Annotated in this window: 19 protein-coding genes; 5 read left to right on the forward strand and 14 right to left on the reverse strand. The window is 72.4% G+C overall.

Translation table 11 applies throughout. The annotated features are described in order from the left end of the window. Window positions 1-44 precede the first annotated feature (44 nt). Window positions 45-1,049: a histidine kinase gene (locus tag JWP64_RS17140; protein ID WP_297498146.1), complete on the reverse strand. Its 1,005-nt coding sequence runs from the start codon at window positions 1,047-1,049 to the stop codon at window positions 45-47. A 196-nt stretch (window positions 1,050-1,245) separates the two neighbouring features. On the opposite strand from JWP64_RS17140, the gene JWP64_RS17145 reads away from it, so the two are divergent. Together JWP64_RS17145 and JWP64_RS17150 are read left to right on the forward strand one after the other, a co-directional pair. Next, window positions 1,246-1,725 carry an SRPBCC family protein gene (locus JWP64_RS17145; protein ID WP_297498011.1) on the forward strand — a complete coding sequence of 160 codons (480 nt, stop codon included), beginning with the start codon at window positions 1,246-1,248 and terminating at the stop codon, window positions 1,723-1,725. Between the two features lie 106 nt (window positions 1,726-1,831). Continuing rightward, a complete protein-coding gene (locus JWP64_RS17150; RefSeq protein WP_297498014.1) occupies window positions 1,832-3,025 on the forward strand; it encodes a cytochrome P450 in 1,194 nt (397 codons plus the stop codon). Window positions 3,026-3,107: 82 nt separating this feature from the next. Here the strand turns inward: JWP64_RS17150 and JWP64_RS17155 are convergent, their stop codons facing one another. The 8 genes from JWP64_RS17155 to JWP64_RS17190 form a co-directional block, all read right to left on the reverse strand. After that, complete coding sequence (locus tag JWP64_RS17155; RefSeq protein ID WP_297498016.1) at window positions 3,108-4,220, reverse strand: NDMA-dependent alcohol dehydrogenase; 1,113 nt, start codon at window positions 4,218-4,220, stop codon at window positions 3,108-3,110. A 99-nt stretch (window positions 4,221-4,319) separates the two neighbouring features. Continuing rightward, window positions 4,320-5,726, reverse strand: a complete 1,407-nt coding sequence (gabP, locus tag JWP64_RS17160; protein WP_297498019.1) for a GABA permease — start codon at window positions 5,724-5,726, stop codon at window positions 4,320-4,322. A gap of 91 nt (window positions 5,727-5,817) precedes the next feature. Then, the gene (locus tag JWP64_RS17165) at window positions 5,818-6,513 is read right to left on the reverse strand and encodes an HAD-IA family hydrolase (protein ID WP_297498022.1); all 696 of its coding nucleotides are present in this window, start codon (window positions 6,511-6,513) and stop codon (window positions 5,818-5,820) included. A 5-nt stretch (window positions 6,514-6,518) separates the two neighbouring features. Beyond that, entirely contained in the window at window positions 6,519-8,456 is a 1,938-nt protein-coding gene (locus tag JWP64_RS17170; RefSeq protein ID WP_297498149.1) for an ABC transporter ATP-binding protein, read from the reverse strand. A 56-nt stretch (window positions 8,457-8,512) separates the two neighbouring features. Then, window positions 8,513-10,261, reverse strand: coding sequence for an ABC transporter ATP-binding protein (locus JWP64_RS17175; protein WP_297498025.1), 1,749 nt, complete (start codon window positions 10,259-10,261; stop codon window positions 8,513-8,515). Continuing rightward, the gene (locus JWP64_RS17180) at window positions 10,255-10,947 is read right to left on the reverse strand and encodes a TetR/AcrR family transcriptional regulator (RefSeq protein WP_297498029.1); all 693 of its coding nucleotides are present in this window, start codon (window positions 10,945-10,947) and stop codon (window positions 10,255-10,257) included. The genes JWP64_RS17175 and JWP64_RS17180 overlap by 7 nt, the downstream gene beginning before the upstream one ends. 140 nt (window positions 10,948-11,087) lie before the next feature. Then, window positions 11,088-12,701 carry an NAD(P)/FAD-dependent oxidoreductase gene (locus JWP64_RS17185; protein ID WP_297498032.1) on the reverse strand — a complete coding sequence of 538 codons (1,614 nt, stop codon included), beginning with the start codon at window positions 12,699-12,701 and terminating at the stop codon, window positions 11,088-11,090. 26 nt (window positions 12,702-12,727) lie between these two features. After that, the gene (locus JWP64_RS17190) at window positions 12,728-13,639 is read right to left on the reverse strand and encodes an alpha/beta hydrolase (RefSeq protein WP_297498034.1); all 912 of its coding nucleotides are present in this window, start codon (window positions 13,637-13,639) and stop codon (window positions 12,728-12,730) included. Window positions 13,640-13,795: 156 nt separating this feature from the next. Between JWP64_RS17190 and JWP64_RS17195 the strand changes: the two genes are divergently transcribed. After that, a complete protein-coding gene (locus tag JWP64_RS17195; RefSeq protein ID WP_297498037.1) occupies window positions 13,796-15,562 on the forward strand; it encodes a helix-turn-helix domain-containing protein in 1,767 nt (588 codons plus the stop codon). A gap of 544 nt (window positions 15,563-16,106) precedes the next feature. Here the strand turns inward: JWP64_RS17195 and JWP64_RS17200 are convergent. The 5 genes from JWP64_RS17200 to JWP64_RS17220 form a co-directional block, all read right to left on the reverse strand. After that, complete coding sequence (locus tag JWP64_RS17200; RefSeq protein WP_297498039.1) at window positions 16,107-17,414, reverse strand: lysylphosphatidylglycerol synthase transmembrane domain-containing protein; 1,308 nt, start codon at window positions 17,412-17,414, stop codon at window positions 16,107-16,109. Continuing rightward, window positions 17,414-18,448, reverse strand: coding sequence for a glycosyltransferase family 4 protein (locus tag JWP64_RS17205; protein WP_297498152.1), 1,035 nt, complete (start codon window positions 18,446-18,448; stop codon window positions 17,414-17,416). Before JWP64_RS17205 ends, JWP64_RS17200 begins: the two co-directional genes overlap by 1 nt. A gap of 26 nt (window positions 18,449-18,474) precedes the next feature. Continuing rightward, window positions 18,475-18,873, reverse strand: coding sequence for a 6-carboxytetrahydropterin synthase (locus JWP64_RS17210; protein WP_297498041.1), 399 nt, complete (start codon window positions 18,871-18,873; stop codon window positions 18,475-18,477). Between the two features lie 32 nt (window positions 18,874-18,905). Further along, the gene (locus JWP64_RS17215; protein WP_297498044.1) at window positions 18,906-19,886 is read right to left on the reverse strand and encodes a zinc-binding alcohol dehydrogenase; all 981 of its coding nucleotides are present in this window, start codon (window positions 19,884-19,886) and stop codon (window positions 18,906-18,908) included. A 75-nt stretch (window positions 19,887-19,961) separates the two neighbouring features. After that, complete coding sequence (locus JWP64_RS17220; RefSeq protein WP_297498047.1) at window positions 19,962-21,044, reverse strand: NADH:flavin oxidoreductase/NADH oxidase; 1,083 nt, start codon at window positions 21,042-21,044, stop codon at window positions 19,962-19,964. 227 nt (window positions 21,045-21,271) lie between these two features. On the opposite strand from JWP64_RS17220, the gene JWP64_RS17225 reads away from it, so the two are divergent. Together JWP64_RS17225 and JWP64_RS17230 are read left to right on the forward strand one after the other, a co-directional pair. Next, window positions 21,272-22,822 carry an acyl-CoA synthetase gene (locus JWP64_RS17225; protein WP_297498050.1) on the forward strand — a complete coding sequence of 517 codons (1,551 nt, stop codon included), beginning with the start codon at window positions 21,272-21,274 and terminating at the stop codon, window positions 22,820-22,822. An 88-nt stretch (window positions 22,823-22,910) separates the two neighbouring features. After that, complete coding sequence (locus JWP64_RS17230; protein ID WP_297498052.1) at window positions 22,911-23,915, forward strand: TIGR03617 family F420-dependent LLM class oxidoreductase; 1,005 nt, start codon at window positions 22,911-22,913, stop codon at window positions 23,913-23,915. The last annotated feature ends 24 nt before the right edge of the window (window positions 23,916-23,939 follow it).

Below are 23,939 nucleotides of genomic sequence, written 5' to 3' on the forward strand. Positions count from 1 at the left end.
GGCGGTGTTCGACGGCGCCTCCGCGGGACGGAGCACGTCGGCGCTCATGACGCCACGACCCCCGGCTGGAACCGCGGCACCCGCACGACGATCCGGGTCCCGGCACCCTCGGCCGTCTCGATGACCAGGCCGTACTGCGGCCCGTAGACCGCGCGCAGCCGCCGGTCCACGTTCGCCAGCGCCAGGCCCGAGCCCGACCCGGCCCCGGCCAGCACCGCGCGGGCGAGCTCGGGATCCATCCCCGGCCCGTCGTCCTCGACGGCGATCACGCAGTCCGTGCCCTGGGCCTCGCCGCTCACCTGCACCGATCCTCCGCCCTCGACCCGTTCGACGCCGTGTTGCACCGCGTTCTCCACCAGCGGCTGCAGCGCCAGGAACGGCACGGCCACCGGCAACACCTCCGGCGCGATCCGCACCTGCACTCGCAGCCGGTCCCCGAGCACGGCCCGGGCCAGCGCGAGATAGGCCTCGATCGCGAGGAACTCCCCGGCGACGGTCGTGTACTCACCGCGCCGCGCGAGATTGTGCCGGGTGTACTCCGCGAAGTCCCCGATGAGGTCCCGCGCCCGCTCGGGGTCCGAGCCGACGAACGCACCGATCGTCGTCAGCGCGTTGTAGACGAAGTGCGGGGAGATCTCGGCGCGCAGGGCGCGCAGCTCCGCGGCCTCGGCCGCCCCGGCGGACGACTCGAGCCGCCCGCGGACCAGCGCCTCCCCCACCCACCTCGCGGCCTGCCGCGCGGCCGCCGCCCGGACGTCCCCGACGACGACGAGCACGCCGGCCAGCTCGCCCCTGACCTGCAGCGGGAGCGCGAGGACGTGCCCTGCCCGGCCTGCCCGGTGCCCGTCCCGCCGGACGTGTGCGACGAGCTCGGCGGAGTCCCCGGTCGGGCGTCCGGACCAGACCGGCGGGTCCCGGAGATCGGCGAGGCCCACGGCGTCCGCCTCCAGCAGGCCGCGCAGCCGCCGCGCCGCGGACACCGCGCGGTCCCCGCGGAGCCCGTCGCGCAGGTCCTCGGCGATCGTGCCGCCGACGGCGAGGACGGCCATCGCCTCATCCGCCCCGCTGCGGCCGCGCCATGCACCGAACCAGCCGCGACGACGCGGCGCTGCGGCCACCTCGCACCGGGTGGGGTCCTCCGCGGCGACGACGGATGAGCCGGCGGTGGGGGATCCGGCGGCGTCGGCGATCACGGGACAACCCTAGGGATGTGCGCGATCCGCCGAAACCGGGAACATGGTCCCGGTGACCCGATTCTCGACGACCAACGAGTCCGAGGCCGTCGTCGCGGCCGACCGCAGCAAGATCTGGGCGGTCCTCACCGATCCGGTGCTCCTACCTAAGCTGACCCCGCTGCTGCGGAGCATCGACGCCGACGGCGACATCTGGCGCTGGCACATGATGCGCCTCGCCGTGCTCGGCGTCGGCATCACGCCGACGTTCACCGAGCGGATGCGGTTCGACGAGGGACGGCGGATCGACTACACGCACGAGCCGCCCCCCGGCGTCTCCGAGTTCACCGGCGCCGAGGGCTGGTACGCCCTCGCCGACGCCCCGGGCGGGACGCGCCTCGGGATCAGCCTGACCCTGCACGTCGAGCTGCCGCTGTCCCGGCTCCTCACCCCGGCGGTGCTCGCCGTCATGAACGCGACGCTGCAGCGCACCGGGGACCGGTTCACCGCCAACCTGCTGCGGCACCTCGGGGCCGAGGAGGTCGTCGGCTGACTCCGGCGCCCCGGCCTTCAGCGCCTTCTCAGGCCCGGCGCCGCCACACCCGTCGACCTTGTGTGAGAGTCGGCTATCGGAAGCGCATCCGACGTCGGGAGGTCCCATGACCGGGACGACAGCACCACCGATCCACATGCAGCGCGACGAGTTCGACCCCGTACCGGAGGTGGCCGCGCTGCGGGAGACCGAAGGGGTCCGGCGCGTCGACACCACATTCGGGCCCGCCTGGATGGTCACCCGCTTCGCCGACATCCGGGAGGTGCTCGGCGACGCCGCCCGGTTCAGCACGGCCCGGCGGCTCGTCTTCCGCCCGGCCGGCGCCCCGGAGCTGAGCGCGGAGGAGATCGCGGAGCTGCGCGCGGGCAACCTGCTCGCCTTCGACCCGCCCGAGCACACCCGGCTGCGGAAGATGCTCACCCCGGAGTTCACCCTGCGCCGCATGCGCAGGCTCGAACCGCGTATCCGCGAGATCGTGGACGAGCACCTCGACGCGATGGAACGCACGGGACCGCCCGCGGACCTGGTCGCGGACTTCGCGCTGCCGGTGCCGTCGCTGGTGATCTGCGAGCTGCTCGGCGTGCCGTACTCGGATCGCGAGGGCTTCCAGGCGCGGACGGGCCGGCTGCTCGACCTGTCCCTCCCGATGGACGAGCGCATGGAGGTCCAGCGGGAGAGCCGGGACTACATGGCCGAGCTCGTCGCCCGCACGCAGGCCGATCCGGGCGAGGAGCTGCTCGGGATGCTCGTGCGCAAGCACGGCGACCAGGTCAGCACCGACGAGCTGATCGGGATCGCCGGCCTGCTGCTGATCGCCGGGCACGAGACGACGTCGAACATGCTGGGTCTCGGCACGCTCGCGCTGCTGCGCCATCCGGATCAGCTCGCGCTGGTCCGGGACGACGCGGCGGCGGTCGGGCCCGCGGTGGAGGAGCTCCTGCGCTGGCTGAGCATCGTCCACTCCGGGACGACGAAGACCACGACCACCGAGGTCGAGATCGCCGGGCAGGTCATCCCGGAGGGCGAGACGATCCTGTGCGCCCTGCCCGCGGGCAACCGGGACCCCGGGCTCGTCGAGGACCCGGACCGGCTCGACGTCCGCCGCGGCGCGATCGGTCACGTCGCGTTCGGGCACGGCGTGCACCACTGCCTCGGCGCGCCGCTGGCGCGGATGGAGATGCAGATCGCCTTCCCCGCGCTGCTGCGCCGGTTCCCGGATCTCGCCCCGGCGTCCGACGAGGCGCGGTTCCGCTCGTTCCACGTCGTCTACGGCATGGAGACCCTGCCCGTGACCTGGTGACCGCCGCTCCCCGACACGCACACGGCCGGACCGGACGCGGGTGCGTCCGGCCCGGCCGAGGCGGTGCGGGGGTGAGTGGTGGCTAGTGCTCGTGCACCATCACGCCGCGGATGTTCTTCCCGTTGAGCAGGTCGTCGTAGCCCTCGTTGACCTGCTCGAGGGTGTAGGTCCGGGTGATCAGCTCGTCGAGCTTGAGGTCACCGGACTGGTAGAGCCCGAGGATCTTCGGGATGTCGACGGTCGGGTTGCAGTCGCCGAACAGGGCGCCCTTCACCGTCTTCTTGAACAGCGTCATGATCGAGCCCGGGAGCTGGACGTTGTTGATGTCCAGCCGGTTCAGACCCGTCAGGACGACGGTGCCGCCCTTGCCGGTGGCGTTGAACGCGCCGGTGACGATCTCCTCGACCACCAGGCCGGCGGTGACGATCGTCTTGTCCGCGCCGTTGCCGTTGGTCATGGCGCGGGCCAGGTCACCGGCCTCCTCGGCGGTGGCGACGGCGTGCGTGGCGCCGAGCTCCATCGCCTTCTCCCGCTTGTTCTGCAGCGGGTCGATCGCGATGAGGTTCTTCGCGCCGGCGTAGCGGGCGCCCTGTACGGCGTTGATGCCGATGCCGCCGATGCCGGAGACGATGACCGTCTCGCCCGGCTGGACGTCCGCGGCGTTGACCGCGGAACCCCACCCGGTCGGGACACCGCAGCCGACCAGCACGGCCTTGTCCAGCGGCAGGTCGTCGTCGACCTTGACCACGGAGTTCTGGTGGATGGTGTTGTACTGGCTGAAGGTGCCCAGCATGCACATCGAGCCGTACTTGCCCTTGGGCCCGCTCAGCGGCCAGCGGTCCCCGGGCAGGTAGCCCTCGAGGATGGTCGCGCCCATGTCGCAGATGGCCTGCTGGCCGGTGGCGCACCACCGGCAGACGCCGCAGTTCGGGATGAAGGAACAGACGACGTGGTCACCAGGGGCGACGCGGGTGACCCCCTCGCCGACCTCCTCGATGATCCCCGCGCCCTCGTGGCCCAGCACCATCGGGAGCCGGGCCTCCATGTCGCCGTGCGAGATGTGCACGTCGGAGTGGCAGAGACCCGCGTAGGTGTAGCGGATGAGCACCTCGCCGGCCTTGGGGCCGTCGAGCTCCAGCTCCTCGATCTCGATCGGCTTGCCGGTCTCGTAGACGACTGCGGCCTTGGTCTTCACGAATGTGACTCCTCGTCGTTGTGGAGTGGACACGCTGTCCGGGTGGACGCCGGACCGGCGCGGGGCGGGGGCACCCCCACGGGCCGACGGATCACTTGACTATGGCGCGTCGCGTCGCGTAGTGACTGTTGCATATGTGGACACTTCCCGCGAGGATTGGCGCCGGGTGACCACGACGCCCACGGCCACCACCGCCAAGGCGATCACCGCGGTCATGATCAGGTCGAACCGCGAGCCGGCCCGCAGCGCCATGTAGACCAGCATCAACGGGATCACGACGATCACCGCCCAGGTCAGGACGGGGTAGGCCCACATCCGGACCGGCATCGCGCTGCCGTCCTCGTCGAGCTTGCGCCGCAGCCGCAGCTGCGACACCGCGATCACCAGGTAGACGAGCAGGGCGATCGCGCCGGACGTCGCGAGCAGCGTCGTGAACACCGCCTCCGGGAAGACGTAGTTCGCGATCACCGCGAGGAACCCGACGATCGTCGACGCGAGCACGGCGATCCGCGGCACCCCTTCCCGGGTCGTGTGCATGACGGCGGCCGGCGCCTGGCCGCGGCGGCCGAGCGAGTAGATCATCCGCGACGCCGTGTAGAGCGCCGAGTTGAGGCAGCTCGCGACCGCGACGAGCACCACGATGTCCACGATCGCCTTCGCCCCGGGGATGCCGATGGCGTCGAGCGCGGACTGGTAGGAGCCGTTCTCGGCGAGCCCCGGGCTGTTCCACGGCACCAGCGCGACGACGAGCAGGATCGACGCCAGGTAGAACACCGAGATCCGCCAGATCACCGAGCGGGTCGCCTTGCCGATCTTCTCCGCGGGGTTCTCGGACTCGGCCGCCGCGATCGTCACGATCTCGGTGCCCATGAAGCTGAACATCGTGACGAGCACGGCGGCGACCACGGCGCCGAAGCCGTGGGGCAGGAAGCCGCCCTGGTCGTAGAGCCGCGAGACCCCGCTGACGTCGCTGCCGGGCAGGACGCCGAGCACCGCCAGCACACCGATCACGATGAACGCGACGATCGCGACCACCTTGAGCAGCGCGAACCAGAACTCGAACTCGCCGTAGTTCGCGACGCTGAACAGGTTGGTCACCGTGAGCAGGACCGTGATGATCAACGCCCAGGTCCACTGCGGGACCGAGGTGACCCAGGAGTTCAGGATCGTTGCGGCCGCCGTCGCCTCGACGGGGATCACCAGCACCCAGAACCACCAGTACAACCAGCCGACGCTGAACCCTGCCCACGGGCCGATGGCCCGGTCCGCGTAGGTGGAGAACGACCCGGAGTCCGGTGTCGCCGCCGCCATCTCCCCCAGCATCCGCATCACCAGGATCACGAGCAGCCCCGCGAACGCGTAGGCGATGATCACGCCCGGCCCCGCCGAGGCGATCGCGGTGCCGGAGCCGACGAACAGCCCGGCCCCGATCACCCCCGCGATACTGATCATGGTGACGTGCCGGTTCTTCAGTCCGGAGCTGAGCGCGGTTCCCGCCTCTGCCATCTGTGGTCCCTCCACCTTCTGCGTTCCACCCGGGTCGCGGGTGTGACGCATCGTCACACCGTCGGGTCACGGTCGCAGCCGGGGGTAGGGCTCAGGGCCTCGCGGCGAGCACGAGGCCGTCGGGCTCCGGGCGCACCTGCGTCAGCGACTCGAGCACGGCGTGCGCGTCGCCGAGATCGCCGGCCGGGAACGTGGTGGTCACCGCGACGACGGCGGCGCCTGCCGCCCGCCCGGAGGCGACGCCGGCGGGCGCGTCCTCCAGCACGGCGCAGTCCGCCGCCGGCACCCCGAGCGCCTCCGCCCCGAGCCGGTAGCACTCGGGATCGGGCTTCCCGTGCCGCACCCGCTCGGCCGTGATCATCACCGTGGGCAGGGGCAGGCCGGCGGCCGCCATCCGGGCGGTGACGAGCTCGACGCCGCAGGACGTCACCAGGGCCCACGGCAGCGCGTCCCGGCCGTCGAGGGCGGCGAGCAGCTCCGCCGCCCCGGGGCAGGCGACCACGCCGTCGAGGTCGGTGAGCTCCAGCCGTTTCAGCAGCGCCACCGCGGCCGGCCGCTCCGCGGGCCCGACGAGCTCCGCGATCGTGTCCTCGCTGCGGCGGCCGTGGCACATCTCCAGCACGCGCTCCGGGTCGGCCCCGTACTCCGCGGACCAGCGCCGCCAGCTGCGTTCCACCGCGGCCCCGGAGTGGACCAGGGTCCCGTCGACGTCGACCAGCAGCGCCGCACACTCGATCTTCACCGGGGCCAGTCCGCCGCGCCGCGCCCGGCCCGGCAGGACGTCCACGGCCCTTACTCCGGGTCCGCCACCGCTCCCGCGAACTGGGCGTTGTAGAGGGCGTAGTACGCGCCGCGTGCGGCCAGCAGCTCCTCGTGCGTGCCCTGCTCCACGATCCGCCCGGACTCCATGACCAGGATCAGGTTCGCGTCCCGGATCGTGGAGAGCCGGTGGGCGATCACGAAGCTGGTGCGGTCCGTGCGCAGGGCGGCCATCGCCCGCTGGACCAGCACCTCGGTGCGGGTGTCGACGGAGCTGGTGGCCTCGTCGAGGATCAGCAGCGACGGATCGGCGAGGAACGCCCGCGCGATCGTGATCAGCTGCTTCTCCCCCGCGCTGACGTTGCTGCCCTCCTCGTCGATCACGGTGTCGTAGCCGTCCGGGAGGCTGCGGACGAACCGGTCCACGTACGTCGCCCGCGCGGCGGCGAGGAGCTGCTCCTCGGTGGCGTCCGGGTTGCCATAGGCGATGTTGTCCCGGATGGTGCCGCCGAAGAGCCAGGTGTCCTGCAGGACCATCCCGATGCCGGAGCGCAGGTCCCGCCGGGTCATGGCGGCGATGTCCACGCCGTCGAGGGTGATCCGGCCGGCGTCCAGCTCGTAGAACCGCAGGATCAGGTTGACCAGGGTCGTCTTGCCGGCCCCCGTCGGGCCGACGATGGCGACGGTCTGGCCCGGCTCCGCGACGAGCGACAGGTCGTCGATCAGCGGGGTGTCCGGCAGGTACCGGAACGCGACGTGCTCGAACGCCACCCGCCCGCGGCGCTCGGTCCGCACCTGCGGCGCAGCCGGGTCCGGGCGCTGCTCGTCGGCGTCCAGCAGCTCGAACACCCGCTCCGCGGACGCGACGCCGGACTGCAGCAGGTTCGCCATCGACGCAGCCTGGGTCAGCGGCTGGGTGAACTGGCGCGAGTACTGGATGAACGCCTGGACGTCGCCGAGGCTCATCGAGCCCGACGCCACGCGCAGCCCGCCGATCACCGCGACCAGCACGTAGTTCAGGTTCCCGATGAACATCATCGACGGCATGATGATCCCGGAGATGAACTGGGCGCGGAAGCTCGCGTCGAACAGCTTCTCGTTCTTCTCCGTGAAGCTCTGCTCCACCTCCGAGCGCCGGCCGAACACCCGCACCAGCTCGTGCCCGGTGAACGCCTCCTCGATGTGCCCGTTCAGCGCGCCGGTGTTGCGCCACTGCGCCACGAACTGCTTCTGCGAGCGCTTCGCGATGGCCTGGGTCAGCCACAGCGACACCGGGATCGTGATCAGCGCGATCAGCGACAGCAGCGGCGAGACCACGAACATCATCGCCAGCACGCCGAAGACCGTGAGCACGGACGTGAGCAGCTGACTCATGGTCTGCTGCAGGCTCTGCGAGACGTTGTCGATGTCGTTGGTGACGCGGCTGAGCACCTCGCCGCGCTGCTGGCCGTCGAAGTAGCGCAGCGGCAGCCGGTTGATCTTGTCCTCGACGTCCCGGCGCATCGTGAAGATCGTCCGCTGCACGATGCCGTTGAGCAGGTAGCCCTGAAGGTAGCCGAACACCGCGGCGCCGAGGTAGATCGCCATGACGCCGAGCAGCACCAGGCCGAGGGCGCGGAAGTCGATCCCCACGCCCGGGACCACGTGCTGCGCCTCGATCACGTTGGCGACCGTCTCGTTGCCCGACGCCCGCGCCCCGGCGGCGGCCTGCTCCGCGGTGAGCCCGGCCGGGAGCTGCCGGCCGATGATGCCGGCGAAGATCAGGTCCGTGGCCTGGCCGAGGATCTTCGGGCCGACCACGTTGAGCGCCACGCTGACGACGCCGAGGACGATCACGGCGAGCACGCCGAGCCGCTCCGGCGCGAGCAGGCCGGCGAGCCGCTTCGCCGAGGGACCGAAGGTCGACGCCTTCTCCGCCGGCTGCCCGGCACCGGCCCACGGCGGTCCCCCGCCACGGCGGGCGTTCGCCATGCCGCGGGCGGCCTGGACGGTGTCCGCGTCCTGCCGGGGCTTTCCGGTGGTGGTACTCACGCCACGGCCTCCGCGCTGAGCTGGGACTCGACGATCTCGACGTAGGTCGGGCAGGTCTCGAGCAGCTGCTCGTGCCGCCCGATGCCGACGACCGCCCCGTCGTCGAGCACGACGATCTGGTCCGCGTCCCGGATGGTCGACACCCGCTGCGCGACGATCACCACGGTCGCGTCCGCGGTGACCGGCCGCAGCGCCGCCCGCAGCCGGGCGTCCGTGGTCAGGTCGAGCGCGGAGAACGAGTCGTCGAACAGGTAGATCTCGGGGTCGCGGACCAGGGCCCGAGCGATCGCCAGGCGCTGCCGCTGGCCGCCGGAGACGTTCGTGCCGCCCTGGGAGATCGGCGAGTCCAGGCCGCCGTTGTTGTCGTCGCGAGCCATCGCCCGGACGAACTCCTCGCCCTGGGCGATGCGCAGCGCGGCCCACAGCTCGTCGTCGGTCGCGTCCGGGTTGCCGTAGCGGAGGTTGCTGGCGACGGTCCCCGAGAACAGGTACGGCCGCTGCGGGACGAGGCCGATCCGCCGCCAGAGCTCCTCGGGGTCGAGCTCGCGGACGTCGACGCCGTCGACGGAGACGGAGCCGCCGGTGGCGTCGAACAGCCGGGGCACCATCGAGACCAGCGTGGTCTTGCCCGCCCCGGTGCTGCCGATGATCGCCGTGGTCCGCCCCGGCAGCGCCGTGAGGCTGACGTCCCGCAGGACGGGTGCGGCCGCACCGGGGTACCGGAAGGTCGTGTGGTCGAAGACGAGCCGGCCCTCCCGGCTGCCCGGCATGACGGGGCTCGACGGCGGCGACACGGACGACCCGGTGTCCAGGACCTCGGTGATCCGCTCCGCGCAGACCGCGGCGCGCGGGATCATGATCGCCATGAAGGTCGCCATCATGACCGCCATCAGGATCTGCAGCAGGTAGGCCAGGAAGGCGGTGAGGGCCCCGATCTGCATCTGGCCCGCCTCGATGCGGGCCGCGCCGAACCAGAGCACGGCCACGCTGGACGCGTTGAGCACCAGCATGACGATCGGGAAGATCAGCGCCTGCAGCCGCCCGGCGGCCGTGGCGACCTCGGTGACCTCGGTGTTCGCGACGTCGAAGCGCGCGGTCTCGACGGGCTCCCGGACGAAGGCGCGGACCACCCGGATCCCCGTGATCTGCTCGCGCAGGATCCGGTTGACCGCGTCGATCCGGACCTGCATGAGCCGGAACTTCGGGACCATCCGCGCGATCACCAGGCCGATCGCGATCGCCAGCACCGGCACGCTCACTGCCACCAGCCAGGACAGCCCGAGGTCCTCCTGCAGCGCCATGATCACGCCGCCGACGCACATGATCGGCGCGGCGACGAGCATCGTGCAGGACATCAGCACGAGCATCTGGACCTGCTGCACGTCGTTCGTGGTGCGGGTGATCAGCGACGGCGCGCCGAACCGGTTGACCTCGCGCGCGGAGAACTCGCCGACCCGGTGGAACACCGCGGCCCGGACGTCCCGGCCGAAGCCCATACCCGTCCGCGAGCCGAAGTAGACCGCGACGATCGAGCAGAGGATCTGCACGAGCGTCACCAGCAGCATCCAGCCCCCGGTGCTCAGGATGTAACCGGTGTCCCCCTTCGCGATGCCCTGGTCGATGATGTCGGCGTTGAGGCTGGGCAGGTAGAGCGCGGCCATCGTCCCCACCAGCTGCAGGGCGACGACCATCAGCAACGGCCGGCTGTAGGGCTGCAGGTACTCCCGCAGCAGGCGGATCAACATGGGTGGACCTCGGTCGCGGTGTCGTCGGGGCGGTGACAGGGTTCGGGGCGTGGTTCGGGGGCGCTCGGCGAGGTCTCGGGGCGGGCCAGCAGGCCGTCGAGCAGGATCGTCACGATCGACCGGGCGGAGAACGCCCGCCCGTCGTTGACCATCGGGTGGGACGAGGAGAAGACGAGCAGCCGGGTCGCGTGGGCGAGCTCGTCGGCGGGGACGCGCAGCTGCTCCCGGTCCGGCCCGACGAGGTCGACGACGGCGGCGCGGAACCGGTCGTTGAGCGCGGCCGGCGACGGGCGCTCGCACCCGGGGCCCGGCTCGTCCTGCGGGGGTGGGCCGTGGATGCCCATCGCGTGCAGCAGCCCCATCACGCCGCGCAGCCGGGCCGCGAGGATCTCCACCGCGGCCTCGAGCCGGTCCCGAAGCGGCAGGGAGCGATCGATCCCGTCGATCGCACGAAGGGTGCTCTCGGGGTCCAGCCCCCGCTTCAGCACCGCGTTCATCAGCGCGTCCTTGTCCGGGAAGACCCGGAAGAGGGTGCCCTCGGCGACGTCTGCGGCCTCGGCGATCTGCCGTGTGCTGATCCCGGCGCCGTGCTCGAGGACGAGGGGCAGCGTGGCGGTGACGATCGCGGCGCGCCGCACGTCCGGCGCCATCCGGCTCGCGCGCCGCCTGTTCGTTCCCGCCGTCACGCGACCGGACGCTAGATGAGCGCGGGCTCACTATCAAACGATTTTCGCGCAGACTGAATCCACACCGGACGTACCGGACGGCGCAGGGGCCGCTCCCGTGTCGTGTCCACGGTGGAACGGCCCCTGTGCGGCTTCTCCGGTCAGCGCGTGAGCGTGAGGCCCTCGTACCCCCGCTCGGCGACCGTGTCGCAGGCGGCGAAGTAGTTGTTCGCCCCGCCGAACCACACGTTCACCACAGCCTTCTTCCCCGGGATGTTCGCACCGGTGAACCAGGAGTGGACCTTCGCCCCCTGGGTCAGCAAGGTCCCGCTGACGACGTCCTGCACCTGCCGGCCCCAGTCCGCCTCGGCGTCCGCGGTCGCCTCGACGGCCTCGACCTCGTTCTCGCGGGCGTGGTCGAGGGCGTTGCCGATCCACTCGACGTTCTTCTCGATGCAGACCGGGATGTTGGCGAACGGGCTGCCCGGGCCGCTGATCGTGAACAGGTTCGGGAAGTCGTGGACCGTGAGCCCGAGGTAGGTCGACGGGCCGTCCGCCCACTTCTCCTTGAGCGCGAGCCCGTCCCGGCCGCGGATGTCGATGCTGGTCAGCGCCCCGGTGACCGCGTCGAAGCCGGTGGCCAGGATGAGCACGTCGAACTCGTAGGTGGCGTCCGCGGTGCGCAGCCCGGTCGGGGTGATTTCCTGGATCGGCGCCTTGCTGATGTCGACGAGCGACACCGTGTCGCGGTTGTAGGCCTCGTAGTAGTCGTGCCCGGCCGGGGGGCGCTTGCCCGCGTACGGGTAGCCCCGCGGCGAGAGCAGCTCGGCGGTCTCCGGGTCGTGCACGATCCCCCGGATCTTGGAGCGGATGAACTCCGCGGCGGACTCGTTGGCCGCCTCGTCGAGGATGATGTCGTCGAAGGTCTCGAAGAGGAACCGGAAGCCGCCCGAGGCCCAGCCCTCCTCGTAGATCCGCTGCCGCTCCTCCGCGCTGAACTCCGCCGTCGGGCCGTGGCCGGGGTCGAAGGGCATGGCGAAGGAGTGGTTGCGGGCCTTGGCCAGGATCTCGTAGTGCCGGGCCTTGAGGTCCGCGATCTCGTCCGGCTCCATCGGCCGGTTCTGCGCCGGGACCACGTAGTTCGGGGTGCGCTGGAAGACCGTGAGCTGCGCGGCCTGCTCCGCGATGATCGGGATGGCCTGGACGCCGGTGGCGCCGGTCCCGATGATCCCGACCCGCTTGCCCGCCAGGTCGACGCCCTCGGCCGGCCACCGGCACGTCAGGTAGGTGTCGCCGGCGAACGAGCTCAGCCCCGGGAAGTCCGGGATGTGCGGGGCGGTGAGCAGGCCCAGGCCGGTGATCACGTACCTCGAGCGGACGAGCTCGCCGGTGTCGGTGGCGACCTCCCAGGTGTTCGAGGACTCGTCGAACGTCGCGGAGGTGACCCGGGTGCCGAAGCGGATGTCCTTGCGGAGGTCGAACTTGTCCGCGACGAAGTCCAGGTAGCGCAGCATCTCCGGTTGCCCGGGGTAGCGCTCGGACCAGCTCCACTCCTCGACCAGCTCCTTGCTGAAGGAGAGGCAGTAGTAGTAGCACTCGCTGTCCGTGCGGGCGCCGGGGTAGCGGTTCCAGTACCAGGTGCCGCCGACGCCGTCACCGGCCTCGTAGACGCGCGCCTCGAACCCGGACTCGCGGACGCGGTGGAGCATGGCCAGGCCGGCGAACCCGGCGCCGATCACGACGACGTCGAGGTCGGTCTGCACAGCTGTGGACATCGGTGTCCTCTCTGGACGTGACGGGGTCAGGAAAGGCCGAGACGCGGGCGGACCCAGGTCGCCATCGCGGCGATCGTCGCGTCGGCCTCGGGCGCGCGGCCCGCGGAGAACGTGTAGACGTGCTGCATCTCGGGGACGATCTCGAGCGTCGCATCCACCCCGGCGGCGCGGGCCTTCTCGTGGAAGCGCTCGGCGTTGTCCTGCAGGGTCTCGTGGCCGCCCGCGCAGCTGTACATCGGCGGCAGCCCGGCCGGGTCCGCGTAGAGCGGGTTGGCGTGCGGATGGGTCGGGTCGCCGCTCTCGCCCAGGAACATGCCCGACATGCCCTCGAGGATCGACCGGCCGACCAGGGCGTCGGTGTCGGCGTTGCTCTCCAGGGTCTTGCCGAGGTGCTCCATGTCCAGCCACGGGGACATCGGCAGGATCGCGGCCGGGAGCGGGTCGCCGTCGTCGCGGAGCTTGAGGACGGTGCTGATCGCGAGGTTCCCGCCGGCGGAGTCGCCGGTCGTCACGATGTGGCCGGGCTCGATGCCCTGGCCCAGCAGCCAGCGGTAGGCCGTGACGGCGTCCTCCAGCTGGGCCGGGAAGGGGTGCTCCGGGGCCAGCCGGTAGTCGAGGACCAGGGCTCGGGCGCCGACGGCCTTCGCCAGGTGCCCGGCCAGCTTGCGGTGCGTCGCGATCGACCCGACGACGAAGCCGCCGCCGTGGGTGAACAGCAGCACCCGGTCGGCCGCCGCCTCCAGGGGGATGCACCAGAGGGCGGGGACGCCGCCGGCGTCGACCTCCTCGTACGTCACCCCGGTCGGCTCGGCCGTCGGCCGGTGCCACTCCTCGAAGAGATCTCGGAGGGTGGCCACGTCCATGTCGGGCGCGGCCGCCATCCGGTCGGCCCAGCTCTGATAGATCGTCCGCAGCTCGTCGGACCCGGTGCTCGCCATGAGCGGAAGGATGGGTGTGGGGACCTGCGAAAACTGTCCGACAACGCAACACCACACGAACGGACGTGAGGTGTGTAGCGTTCTGGGGCAGTGAGACGCCGGTCACGGTGTTTCACTCGGTTCTCAGGGCTCGCAAGGACGCGGGGGTGGTGCCTGATGGTGGTCGGCGAACGCGAGGGCGCGCTGCGGAACGCACGCGAGACCTTCCTGTCCGAGGAGGGCCGCACCGACCCGGCGCTGCGGCCCGAGATCGTCTCGTCCTGGCGGCGCTCCCGCATGCTGGGCGTGGCGCCGAGCGGCGCGGACGTGCCCTACGAACCGGTGCTCGGGGGCGCGAACAAGCTGCTCACCGCCGCGGCGAACCCCGTTCTGGACTGGCTCGCGGACCACCTCAGCGGCGGCACCGCCGTCATCCTCGCGGACGCGGACGCCCGCATCCTGGATCGGCGCACGGACGGCCGGACGGTCGCGCGGCACCTGGACAAGGTGCTCGCCGTCCCCGGGTCCTGCTTCGGCGAGGAGCACATCGGGACGAACGGGATCGGCAGCGTCCTCGAGTCCGCCGGGCCGGTGATGATCGCCGGGGCCGAGCACTACCGGGACAACCTGCAGGACTTCACCTGCGTGGGCGCGCCGCTGCGGCACCCGGTGAACCGGCGGGTGGTCGGGGTGTTGGACGTCTGCTGCCGCTACGACGACACGAGCGCGCTGATGAAGCCGCTGATGCTCGCCGCGTCCCGGGAGATCGAGTCCCGGATGTACGCCGAGTCGTCGCTGCGCGAGCGGATGCTGCTGGAGGAGTTCCTGCAGGTCTCGCGGCGGTCGTCGGCCGCGGTGGTGTCGCTGAACCAGGACTTCATCATCACCAACACCTCGGCGGCGAAGCTGCTGGACCCGGAGGACCACGCACTGCTCTGGGACTGGGCGTCGACGGTGATGACCGGCCGCGGGGACTGCGCCGGCGAGGTCCGGCTGGGCCGCGACGTCGTGGTCCACGCGCGGGGCCGGACGGTCGGGGAGAACGGGGCCTCGGCCGCGGGGGTGCTGATCGAGATGCGCCGGCAGTCCGCGGGATCGCCGCACCGGCGTCCGGCGCGGCCCACGTCGTCGTCGCACGATCTGCTGCCCGGGCGGAGCGCCGTGTGGCAACGAGCCTGTCAGGACCTCGCCGTCGCAGACCGGTCCGGCCTCGACGTCCTGGTCACCGGCGAGCCGGGCACCGGCAAGATGCACGCCGCCCGGCACGTCGGAGACCCCGACGCGACGACGGTCATGGACGCCGCACTCGCCGATCCGGGCTGGCTGGACCGGGCCGGGCGGCGGCTGGGCCTGCCCGGCACGCTCGTCCTGCGACACCTGGACCTCACGCCCGACGCCGCGTGCGCGGCGCTCGCCGCCCGGCTCGACGCCCGGCAGGGCCTGCCCGCCCGGATCGTCGCGACGGCCGGGCAGCCGGTCGGCGACACCCCCGCCGCCCGTCTGCTGGACCGCTTCCCGGCCCGGGTCACCCTCCCGCCCCTACGGAACCGGCCGGAGGACCTCGCGGACGTCGTGCCGGTCCTGATCCGCCGGCGCACCGGGCCCGGGTCGCTCCCGCGGCTGCAGGCCGCGACGCTGCAGGCGTTGATGGCGCTGGACTGGCCGGGCAACGTCCGCGAGCTCGACGCCGTCCTGAGCGCGGCGCTGCTGCGCGCCATGGGATCGGACGTCGCGCTGACCCACCTGCCGCCGGAGTACCGGCGGACGGCGCCGCGGCGGGCGATGCCGTCGCTGAAGCGGGCCGAGCGGGAGACGATCCTGGAGGCGCTGACGGACGCGGCGGGGAACAAGCTCGTCGCGGCGGAGAGCCTGGGGATCGCGCGGTCGACGCTGTACCGGAAGATGCGGGCGCTGGGGATCGACGAGAAGCGCTGGGGGGCGTAGTCGCTCTCTCCTGTCGTCGATCACGGGCAGAGAGCGGTCGCATTGCGGCGATCAAGGGCAAAAGGGCGCTCGTGGTGATCGATCGACGCCCCTTCGGCCTTGATCGGCGAGAGTTGCGACGGTCGGGAGCCGCGAAGGCCATCTGGCCCTGCGATACCGGACCTCGCTCGTCGTGGTCGGGGCGGCGGGCGTCCGCGCGCGTGAACCCGTCACGACCGGGGGCGGCCGACAGGAGAACACCCCTTGCCCCCGGGATTGACCGCGGCGGCGACTGAGGCGCGTCGACGAATGACCTCTGACCTGCGGTGAATGGCCTGAGTTCGAACCCAAGACCAACGAGCTCCGGCTGGCGCGTCACCGCAACCGCCCCGGCGGCAGCCTCAGCTCGACAACCTGGTCATGCGCTGCAAGATCCACCACGGCTCCTGCACGCCGACTCCGGCTGGACCGTCCGCATCCGCGACGGACTCCCCGAATTCCTCCCACCGAGATGGATCGACCCGGAGCAGGCACCGCGACGGAAACCCCTGCCGCACCTGCTCGGCTAGACCTGTTCGGTCCGGCCCATGTGCGCACGGCCGCGGGACCGACTCCCACCCGGACGAGCCACCGATGTTGCAGTCTCGACGGGCAGCGGCGCCCGCATGGCCGGAAGCGCGACCGAGATGTCCGGCTGTCGCGAGTTCGCGACGTCCGCGGAACCCTCCGCGGACCGACGGGAGTCGAACCCCCGAGGCTTCGTCGGGGCGACGTCGACGCCCACACGGCCCCGCCTCGAGGCGGACACAACAGCCTCGCCGTCCGCGACACCGGCCCCGTCTCCCGCGACACCGGCCTGGACTTTCGCGAATCCAGGCCGCGACCGTGCCCTGCGCGCGATCAGCACCGCGGCGCCCGGCAGCGTCCCGATCAGGGTCAGCACCCCGTACACGACCGCCGCCCCGACCCCCTGTGCCGCGCCCAGGCCGACCGCGCCGAACGTGAGCGCCGCGACCGCCTCCCGCGGTCCCCACCCACCGATGTTGAGCGGCAGGCCCATGACGAACAGCGCCAGGACCACCAGCGGGAGCAGCTGCAGCGTCGGCGCCGTCGAGCCCACCGCGCGGGCGGAGACCAGGAACAGCGCGACGTACCCGGCCAGCGCGATCAGCGACAGCAGGGCGACCCCGGGCCAGGCCTCGCGGGCCAGCAGGCCGCGGCGGGCGCCGATCCGGAACTCGGCCAGCGCCATCCGGACCCGCGCCGCGCGGCGGGCGCCGCGCACCCACAGCCCGCCTCCGAGCAACAGCGGGCCCGCGATCACGAGCGCGGGGACGAGCCCACCGGCCAGGTGCGCGAGCACCGCCGGCTGAGTGACCAGCACCGCCGCTCCCACGACGAACAGCACGACCTGGCCCGCGACCCGCTCCAGCACCACGGCCCGGACCCCGGCGCCGACGTCCCCGCTCTCCCGGCCGTGGGTCACCCCGCGGTTGACGTCGCCCAGCACGCCCGCCGGCAGCACGGCGTTGAGGATCAGTGCCTGGTAGTAGTCGGCGACGGCGGTACGGAGCGACAGCGGCAGGCCGAGCCTGCCGGCGACGAGACACCATCGGCATGCGCTGGCCACGGTGGTCACGAGCCCGATGGCGAGGGCCGCGACAACCGCGAAGGGGTCGACGGCGCGCAGGCCGTCGAGGAACGCGTCGGTGCCGAGCTTCCATCCGACGACACCGAGGATCGCGACCGCGACGACGGTCCGGAGCCGAGGGCGGAACCGTCGAGGCCGGCGGGAGGACGTTCCGGGGTCGTGCGCGGAAGATGGTGCGGGAACGACGTCATCCGCGCACGCGCGCCGCAGGCGCATCAGCATCACAGCACCCCCTCGAGCAGCCGGACCGTCGAGTCCCACGTGGTAATGGTCGGCCGGCGCTCCCGGGCCGCGGCGCGTAGGCCGCCCCGGAGGTCGCCGTCCGAGAGCCAGCGGCGCAGGCCCTCGGCCAGGTGCTCGTGCGGGACCAGGAGGCCCGGTACCGCGCCGGAGAGGGTGCGGCCGAGGGCCTCCGCGATGCCGTCGAGCGCCGTGGCGAGCACCGGGATCCCGCGCGCCAGCGCCTCGGCCGCGACCATCCCGAACGACTCGGCGCGGGAGGGCAGGACCAGCAGGTCCGCGGCAGCGAAGGCCGCCGCGAGCTCGTCGCCCGTCCGCGGGCCGGTCAGCTCGATCCGCTCGTCGAGGCCGTGAGCGGTGATCGCCGCCCGCACGGAGGTGACGTAGGCCGGGTCGCGCAGGAGCGGCCCGACGACGGTGCAGCTCCAGCCCAGGTCCGCGGCCTCCGCCAGCGCCTCCACCAACAGGTCCTGGCCCTTCGTCGCGGTGAGCGAGCCGACGCAGAGCAACCCGGTCGCCCCGTCCGAGCCGGGGGCGAGCGGAGCCGGGTCGGCGCCCGGGACGACGACGTGCACCCGCTCCGCCGGCAGCCCGTGGTGCTCGACCAGCCTCCGCGCCGTCCATGTACTCGTTGCGACGACGGCGGCCGCGGCGTGCAGGGCCTCGCGCTCCCGCGCGTCCAACTCGGGCGCTGCGCCCCGCTCCTCGCCCAGTGGGAGGTGCACGAGGACGACCAGCCGCAGCCGCGCGGCCTCGGGGACGATCACGTCCGGGACCCCGCACGCCACCAGCCCGTCGAGCAGGACGACTCCCCCGTCCGGCACCGTTGCCAGCTCCCGGGCCAGCGCGTCCCGGCTCGCGCGCGAGGGGAGGGGCCAGCTCCCGGCGACGGCGATCTCGTACACCGGACGCCCCTCCGCGAGGCCTGAGCACACGCGCCGGTCGTACAGGTTGCCGCCGCTGGGCAACGCGGGGTCGTCGACGTTCCCGGGCAGGACGACGTGGACGGGCCGCACCGTCACGGCCGTTCTCGCGCCGATGCTCACAGCGGCCGCTCGTAGCTCGCCGACGCGACGTGGGACTCGTGCAGCGTCACCGCGATCTCGGCGATCCCCCGGGCCCCCTCGCCGAGCGCGCCCGCGTGGATCCGGTCCGCGAGCCGGTCCGCGACGACCTTCGCCAGGAACTCCGTGGACGTGTTGATCCCGGCGAAGTCCGGCTCGTCGTCCAGGTTGCGGTAGCTGAGCGCGCCCACCACGGCGCCGAGCTCGGTGGTGGCGAGGCCGATGTCCACGACAATGTTGTCCACGTCCAGGTCCGGGCGGCGGAACGTGGCGTCGACGACGAAGGTCGCGCCGTGCAGCCGCTGCGCCGGTCCGAAGACCTCGCCGCGGAAGCTGTGGGCCACCATCATGTGGTCGCGGACGGTGATGCTGAACAACGCGGGGCCTCCCGGGATGGCGGAACGGCCCGTCAGCCGTCCCCGTAGCTGACACGGTGCAGGAGCCCGGACGGTTCACCGCCGAGCAGGTTCGGCATCACGCGGGGCAGCTCGTCGAAGGCGGAGCCCCCCGTGACCAGGGCGTCGTAGCGCGGATCGGCGAGCAGGCGGAGCGCCAGGGCGAGCCGGTCGGCGAACGTGCGGCGGGCGCGCCGGGCAGGGGACACCATGCCGACCTGGCTGCTGCGGACGGTCAGGCGGCGCGAGTGGAAATGCTCCCCGAGCGGCAGCGCGACCGTCCGGTCCCCGTACCAGCTCATCTCCAGTACCTCGCCCTCCGGCGCGAGCAGCTCCAGCGCCCGGACGAGCCCGGCCTCCGACGCGCTGGTGTGCACCACGAGATCGCACTCGCCCACGGCGTCGGGCGGCGACGCGAAGCCGACGCCCAACGCGTCCGCGACCGCGGCCCGCGCCGGCTCCGTGTCCACCAGCTGCACGTCGACGCCCGGGAACCCGGCGAGCACGGCGGCGACGCTGCACCCGACCATCCCCGCCCCGACGACCGCGATCCGGTCCCCGACCAGCGGCGCGGCGTCCCAGAGCGCGTTGACGGCCGTCTCCACGGTCCCGGCCAGCACGGCGCGCTCGGCCGGGACGTCGGCGGGCACCGCGGTCACCGCGCTCGCCGGGACGACGTAGCGGGTCTGGTGCGGATAGAGGCAGAACACGGTCCGCCCCAGCAGCGGGGGCGGTCCCTGCTCGACGACGCCGACGTTGAGGTAGCCGTACTTCACCGGCGCCGGGAAGTCGCCCTCCTGGAACGGCGCCCGCATCGTCTCGCGCTGGTTCGCCGGGACGCCGCCGCGGAAGACCAGCGCCTCCGTCCCCCGGCTCACCCCCGAGAACAGGCTCCGGACCAGCACCTCGTCGTCCCCGGGCGCGGGCAGCTCGACGGAGCGGATCTCGCACTCACCGGGCGCGCGCAGCCACAGCGCTCGGGCGGTGCGCTCCACGCGGTCTCCTGACTCGTCGGGCTCCGGGTGAACCGGTCCGGTCCGCCCGCGCCGGAGCCTAGGCCGGACGGAGACTCAGGACCGCCAGGCGCCCCGCGCGTAGTTCGGCGGGTACGGCGCCTCCTTCGCGGGGACGCCCAGCTCGTGCGCGGCGCGCAGCGGCCAGGCGGGCTCCCGCAGCGCGGCCCGGGCCAGCAGGACGACGTCCGCGTCCCCGTCGTCGAGGATGCCCTGGGCCTGCGCCGGATCCGTGATCAGCCCGACGGCACCGGTCGCCACCTCCGCCTTGGCGCGCACGTCCCGCGCGAACGGAACCTGGTATCCGGGACCGACCGAGATCTGCTGCCGGGCGTCCAGCCCGCCCGAGCTGACGTCGACGAGGTCGACGCCGTGTGCGGCCAGCAGCGCGGACACCTCCACGGTCTCCTCGGCCGTCCAGCCGCCCTCGACCCAGTCCGTCGCCGAGAGCCGGACCAGCAGCGGCTTGTCCTCGGGCCAGACCACGCGGACGGCGTCCACGACCTCGAGCAGCAGCCGCACCCGGTTCTCGAACGATCCGCCGTAGGCGTCCGTCCGCAGGTTGGCCAACGGCGACAGGAACTGGTGGAGCAGGTAGCCGTGGGCGCCGTGGATCTCGACGACGTCGAACCCCGCCGATTCCGCCCGCCGGGCCGCCGCCACGAACGCGTCGACGATCTCGCCGATCTCCTCGACGTTCAGCTCGTGCGGCACCGCGAGGCCCTGGTACGCCACCGCCGACGGCCCGGACGTGACCCAGCCGCCGTCCGCCTCCGGGACGGAGCCCTCGCCGCGCCAGGGCGAGAACTCCGAGGCCTTGCGCCCGGCGTGCGCCAGCTGAGTTCCGGCGGCCGCGCCGTGGGCGTGCAGGAAGTCCACGATCCGGGACCAGGCGGCGGCCTGCTCGTCGGTCCAGATCCCGACGTCCTGCGGGCTGATCCGGCCCTCGGCCGTGACGGCGGCGGCCTCGGTCATGACCAGCCCGAACCCGCCCGTCGCGCGGGCTCCGAGGTGCACGAGATGCCAGTCCGTGGGGATCCCGTCCCGAGCCTCCACCGCGTACTGGCACATCGGGGCGAGCCAGATCCGGTTGCGGACGGTGTGCCCGCGGAGGGTGATGGGGTCGAACAGGGACGGCATGAGTACTCCTTCAGTCGTGATCTTCTCCTGAGGTCAGCCGTCGATCACCCGGACCGCATTCCCGCTGTGCTGTTCTTCACCGGGGATCACGAGGATCGGTCGCCCGCCGGACAGGACCACCCGCGCCACCTGCCGCCGGCCCGCCACCGAAACAGTCAGTATTGACCCTCACGGGGTGGCTCCACCACGATCGGGCGCGTCGTCGGCTGCTCAACGAGGAGGCAACCGTGTATCCCGGTCATTTCGCCGCGCTCACCCCGCACAAGCCCGCGGTCATCATGTCCGACACCGGTGAGCAGCTCACCTACGCGGAGCTCGACGAACGCTCCGTCCGGCTCGCGCGGGTGCTGCACGACGCCGGCCTGCGCCCCGGTGACGACGTCGCCCTGCTCGCCGAGAACACCCCGCGCACCTTCGAGGTCTTCTGGGCGGCGATCCGCAGCGGGCTCTACATCACCGCGGTCAACCGGCACCTCAACCCCGCCGAGATCGCCTACATCCTCGCCGACTGCGGCGCGAAGGCCCTGGTCGTGTCGCAGAGGATGGGCACGGTCGCGACGGATCTGGCCGCGGAGACGCCCGGGATCGCGGTGCGGCTGGCCTTCGGCGGTGCGGTGGACGGCCACCAGGACTACGAGGCGGCGCTCGCCGCCGTCTCCGCCGAACCGCTGCCGGATCAGCCCCGGGGCAGGGACATGCTCTACTCCTCCGGCACCACGGGGCGGCCGAAGGGCATCAAGGCGCCGCTGTCCGACATGCAGGTCGACGAGGCGCCGGACCCGCTGCTCGCGGTGTTCGGGCCGGTCTACGGCCTCGCCGCGGACACCGTGTACCTCTCTCCCGCGCCGCTCTACCACTCGGCGCCGCTGCGCTTCGGCGGCATGGTGCACTCCGTCGGCGGCACCGTCGTCGTCATGCCGAGGTTCGACGCCGCGGCCGCGCTGGCCGCGATCGAGCGCTACCGCGTGACGCACAGCCAGTGGGTGCCGACGATGTTCGTCCGGATGCTCAAGCTCCCCGAGGAGCGGCGGACGGCCCACGACCTGTCCTCGCACCGCGTCGCCGTGCACGCGGCAGCGCCGTGCCCGGTGGAGGTCAAGCAGCAGATGATCGACTGGTGGGGGCCGATCCTGCACGAGTACTACGGGGCCACCGAGGCAGTCGGCCTGACCCTGATCGACTCCCCCGCCTGGCTGCGCAAGCCGGGCTCGGTCGGCACGGCCCTGCTCGGCGTGCTCCGCATCTGCGACGACGCCGGCGACGAGATCCCCCAGGGCGACGTCGGGCTCGTCTACTTCGAACGCGAGGCCCTGCCGTTCGCCTACCACAACGACCCGGAGAAGACCCGGCAGGCGCAGAACCCGAAGCACCCGAACTGGGGGACGACGGGCGACGTGGGCTACGTCGACGAGGACGGCTTCCTCTTCCTCACCGACCGCAAGGCCTTCATGATCATCTCGGGCGGGGTCAACATCTACCCGCAGGAGATCGAGGACGCGCTGACGCTGCACCCGTCGGTCCTGGACCTGGCGGTGATCGGCCTCCCGGACGAGGAGATGGGCGAGCAGGTCAAGGCCGTCGTCCAGCCCGCACCCGGGGTGATGGCGGGGCCCGAGCTCGAGCGCGAGCTGACGGACTTCCTACGTGCCCGGATCGCGCACTACAAGGTCCCGCGCAGCATCGACTTCGTCTCCGAGCTCCCCCGCACCGAGACCGGCAAGCTGCAGAAGCACAAGCTTCGGGCCGCCTACGCCGAGACAGCAGGAGCCGGCGTGTAAAGGCGCTCGACGGTCGCGGGCGCGAGGTCGTGTCGGGCGCTCTCGCCTGGTTGGATCAGGTCGTTCCCGCCAGCTGAAGGAGGACCCGGTGCAGGTCGATGCGGTCGCGGAGTTCTCCGCGGATCCCCTGGAGGTCGAGGCGGCGGCGCTCGCCGCGGAGGCCGGCGGCTACGCCGGCATCACGGTGCCGGAGACCCAGCACGACGCGTTCGTCGCGCTGTCCCTCGCCGCCCGCGCGACCGAGCGGATCACGCTGCAGACCGGGATCGCCGTCGCGTTCGCCCGCAACCCGATGACGCTGGCGATGCAGGCCAACGACGTGCAGCTGGTCTCCGGCGGCCGGCTCGAGCTGGGCCTCGGTTCGCAGGTCAAGGCGCACATCGAGCGCCGGTTCGGCATGCCGTGGAGCAGGCCCGCCGCGCGGATGGAGGAGTTCGTCTCCGCGGTCCGGGCGATCTGGGAGCGCTGGGAGACCGGCGAGCGGCTGCGCTTCGAGGGCGAGTTCTACACGCACACGCTCATGACGGAGTTCTTCGATCCCGGCCCCAACCCGCACGGCAACCCGCCGATCCTGCTGGCCGCCGTCGGCGAGCGGATGACCGAGGTCGCGGGCCGGGTGTCCGACGGGCTGCTCGCGCACGCCCTCACCACCGAGTCCTACCTGCGGGAGGTCACCTTTCCCGCCCTCACCCGCGCCCGCGGCGGCTCGCTCGACGGGTTCGTCGTCACCCTGCCCGTCTTCTCCGTCCTGGGCGCGGACCCGGAGGCGCGGGCGAAGGCCGAGGCGGGCGTGCGGCGGCAGATCGCGTTCTACGGCTCCACCCCCGCCTACCGCCCGGTCCTGGACCACCACGGCTGGGGTGAGCTCGCCGAGAAGCTCAACCGGCTCTCCCGCCAGCAGGCCTGGGACGAGATGGCCACCGCGATCGACGACGACGTGCTCACCGCCTTCGCACTCGCCGGCACGCCGGCGGAGCTCGCCGCTCAGATCGAGGAGCGCTACGGGGACCTGGCTGACCGGGTCTCCCTCTACACCCCGTACGACGTGGACCCGGAGCTGCTCACGGCCACCGCCAAGCACCTGCGCGGGTAGCCCGGGTCTCCTCCGGCGCGAGCC

The organism is Pseudonocardia sp. (assembly GCF_025465255.1).
Lineage (GTDB): Bacteria > Actinomycetota > Actinomycetes > Mycobacteriales > Pseudonocardiaceae > Pseudonocardia.

Coding starts and splice junctions, on each gene's coding strand:
- gabP (WP_297498019.1), bottom strand. CDS start 5,726: ATGGCAGAGGCGGGAACCGCGCTCAGCTCCGGACTGAAGAACCGGCAC.
- JWP64_RS17150 (WP_297498014.1), top strand. CDS start 1,832: ATGACCGGGACGACAGCACCACCGATCCACATGCAGCGCGACGAGTTC.
- JWP64_RS17175 (WP_297498025.1), bottom strand. CDS start 10,261: ATGTTGATCCGCCTGCTGCGGGAGTACCTGCAGCCCTACAGCCGGCCG.
- JWP64_RS17140 (WP_297498146.1), bottom strand. CDS start 1,049: ATGGCCGTCCTCGCCGTCGGCGGCACGATCGCCGAGGACCTGCGCGAC.
- JWP64_RS17190 (WP_297498034.1), bottom strand. CDS start 13,639: ATGGCGAGCACCGGGTCCGACGAGCTGCGGACGATCTATCAGAGCTGG.
- JWP64_RS17220 (WP_297498047.1), bottom strand. CDS start 21,044: ATGCCGTCCCTGTTCGACCCCATCACCCTCCGCGGGCACACCGTCCGC.
- JWP64_RS17195 (WP_297498037.1), top strand. CDS start 13,796: ATGGTGGTCGGCGAACGCGAGGGCGCGCTGCGGAACGCACGCGAGACC.
- JWP64_RS17200 (WP_297498039.1), bottom strand. CDS start 17,414: ATGCTGATGCGCCTGCGGCGCGCGTGCGCGGATGACGTCGTTCCCGCA.
- JWP64_RS17185 (WP_297498032.1), bottom strand. CDS start 12,701: ATGTCCACAGCTGTGCAGACCGACCTCGACGTCGTCGTGATCGGCGCC.
- JWP64_RS17170 (WP_297498149.1), bottom strand. CDS start 8,456: ATGGCGAACGCCCGCCGTGGCGGGGGACCGCCGTGGGCCGGTGCCGGG.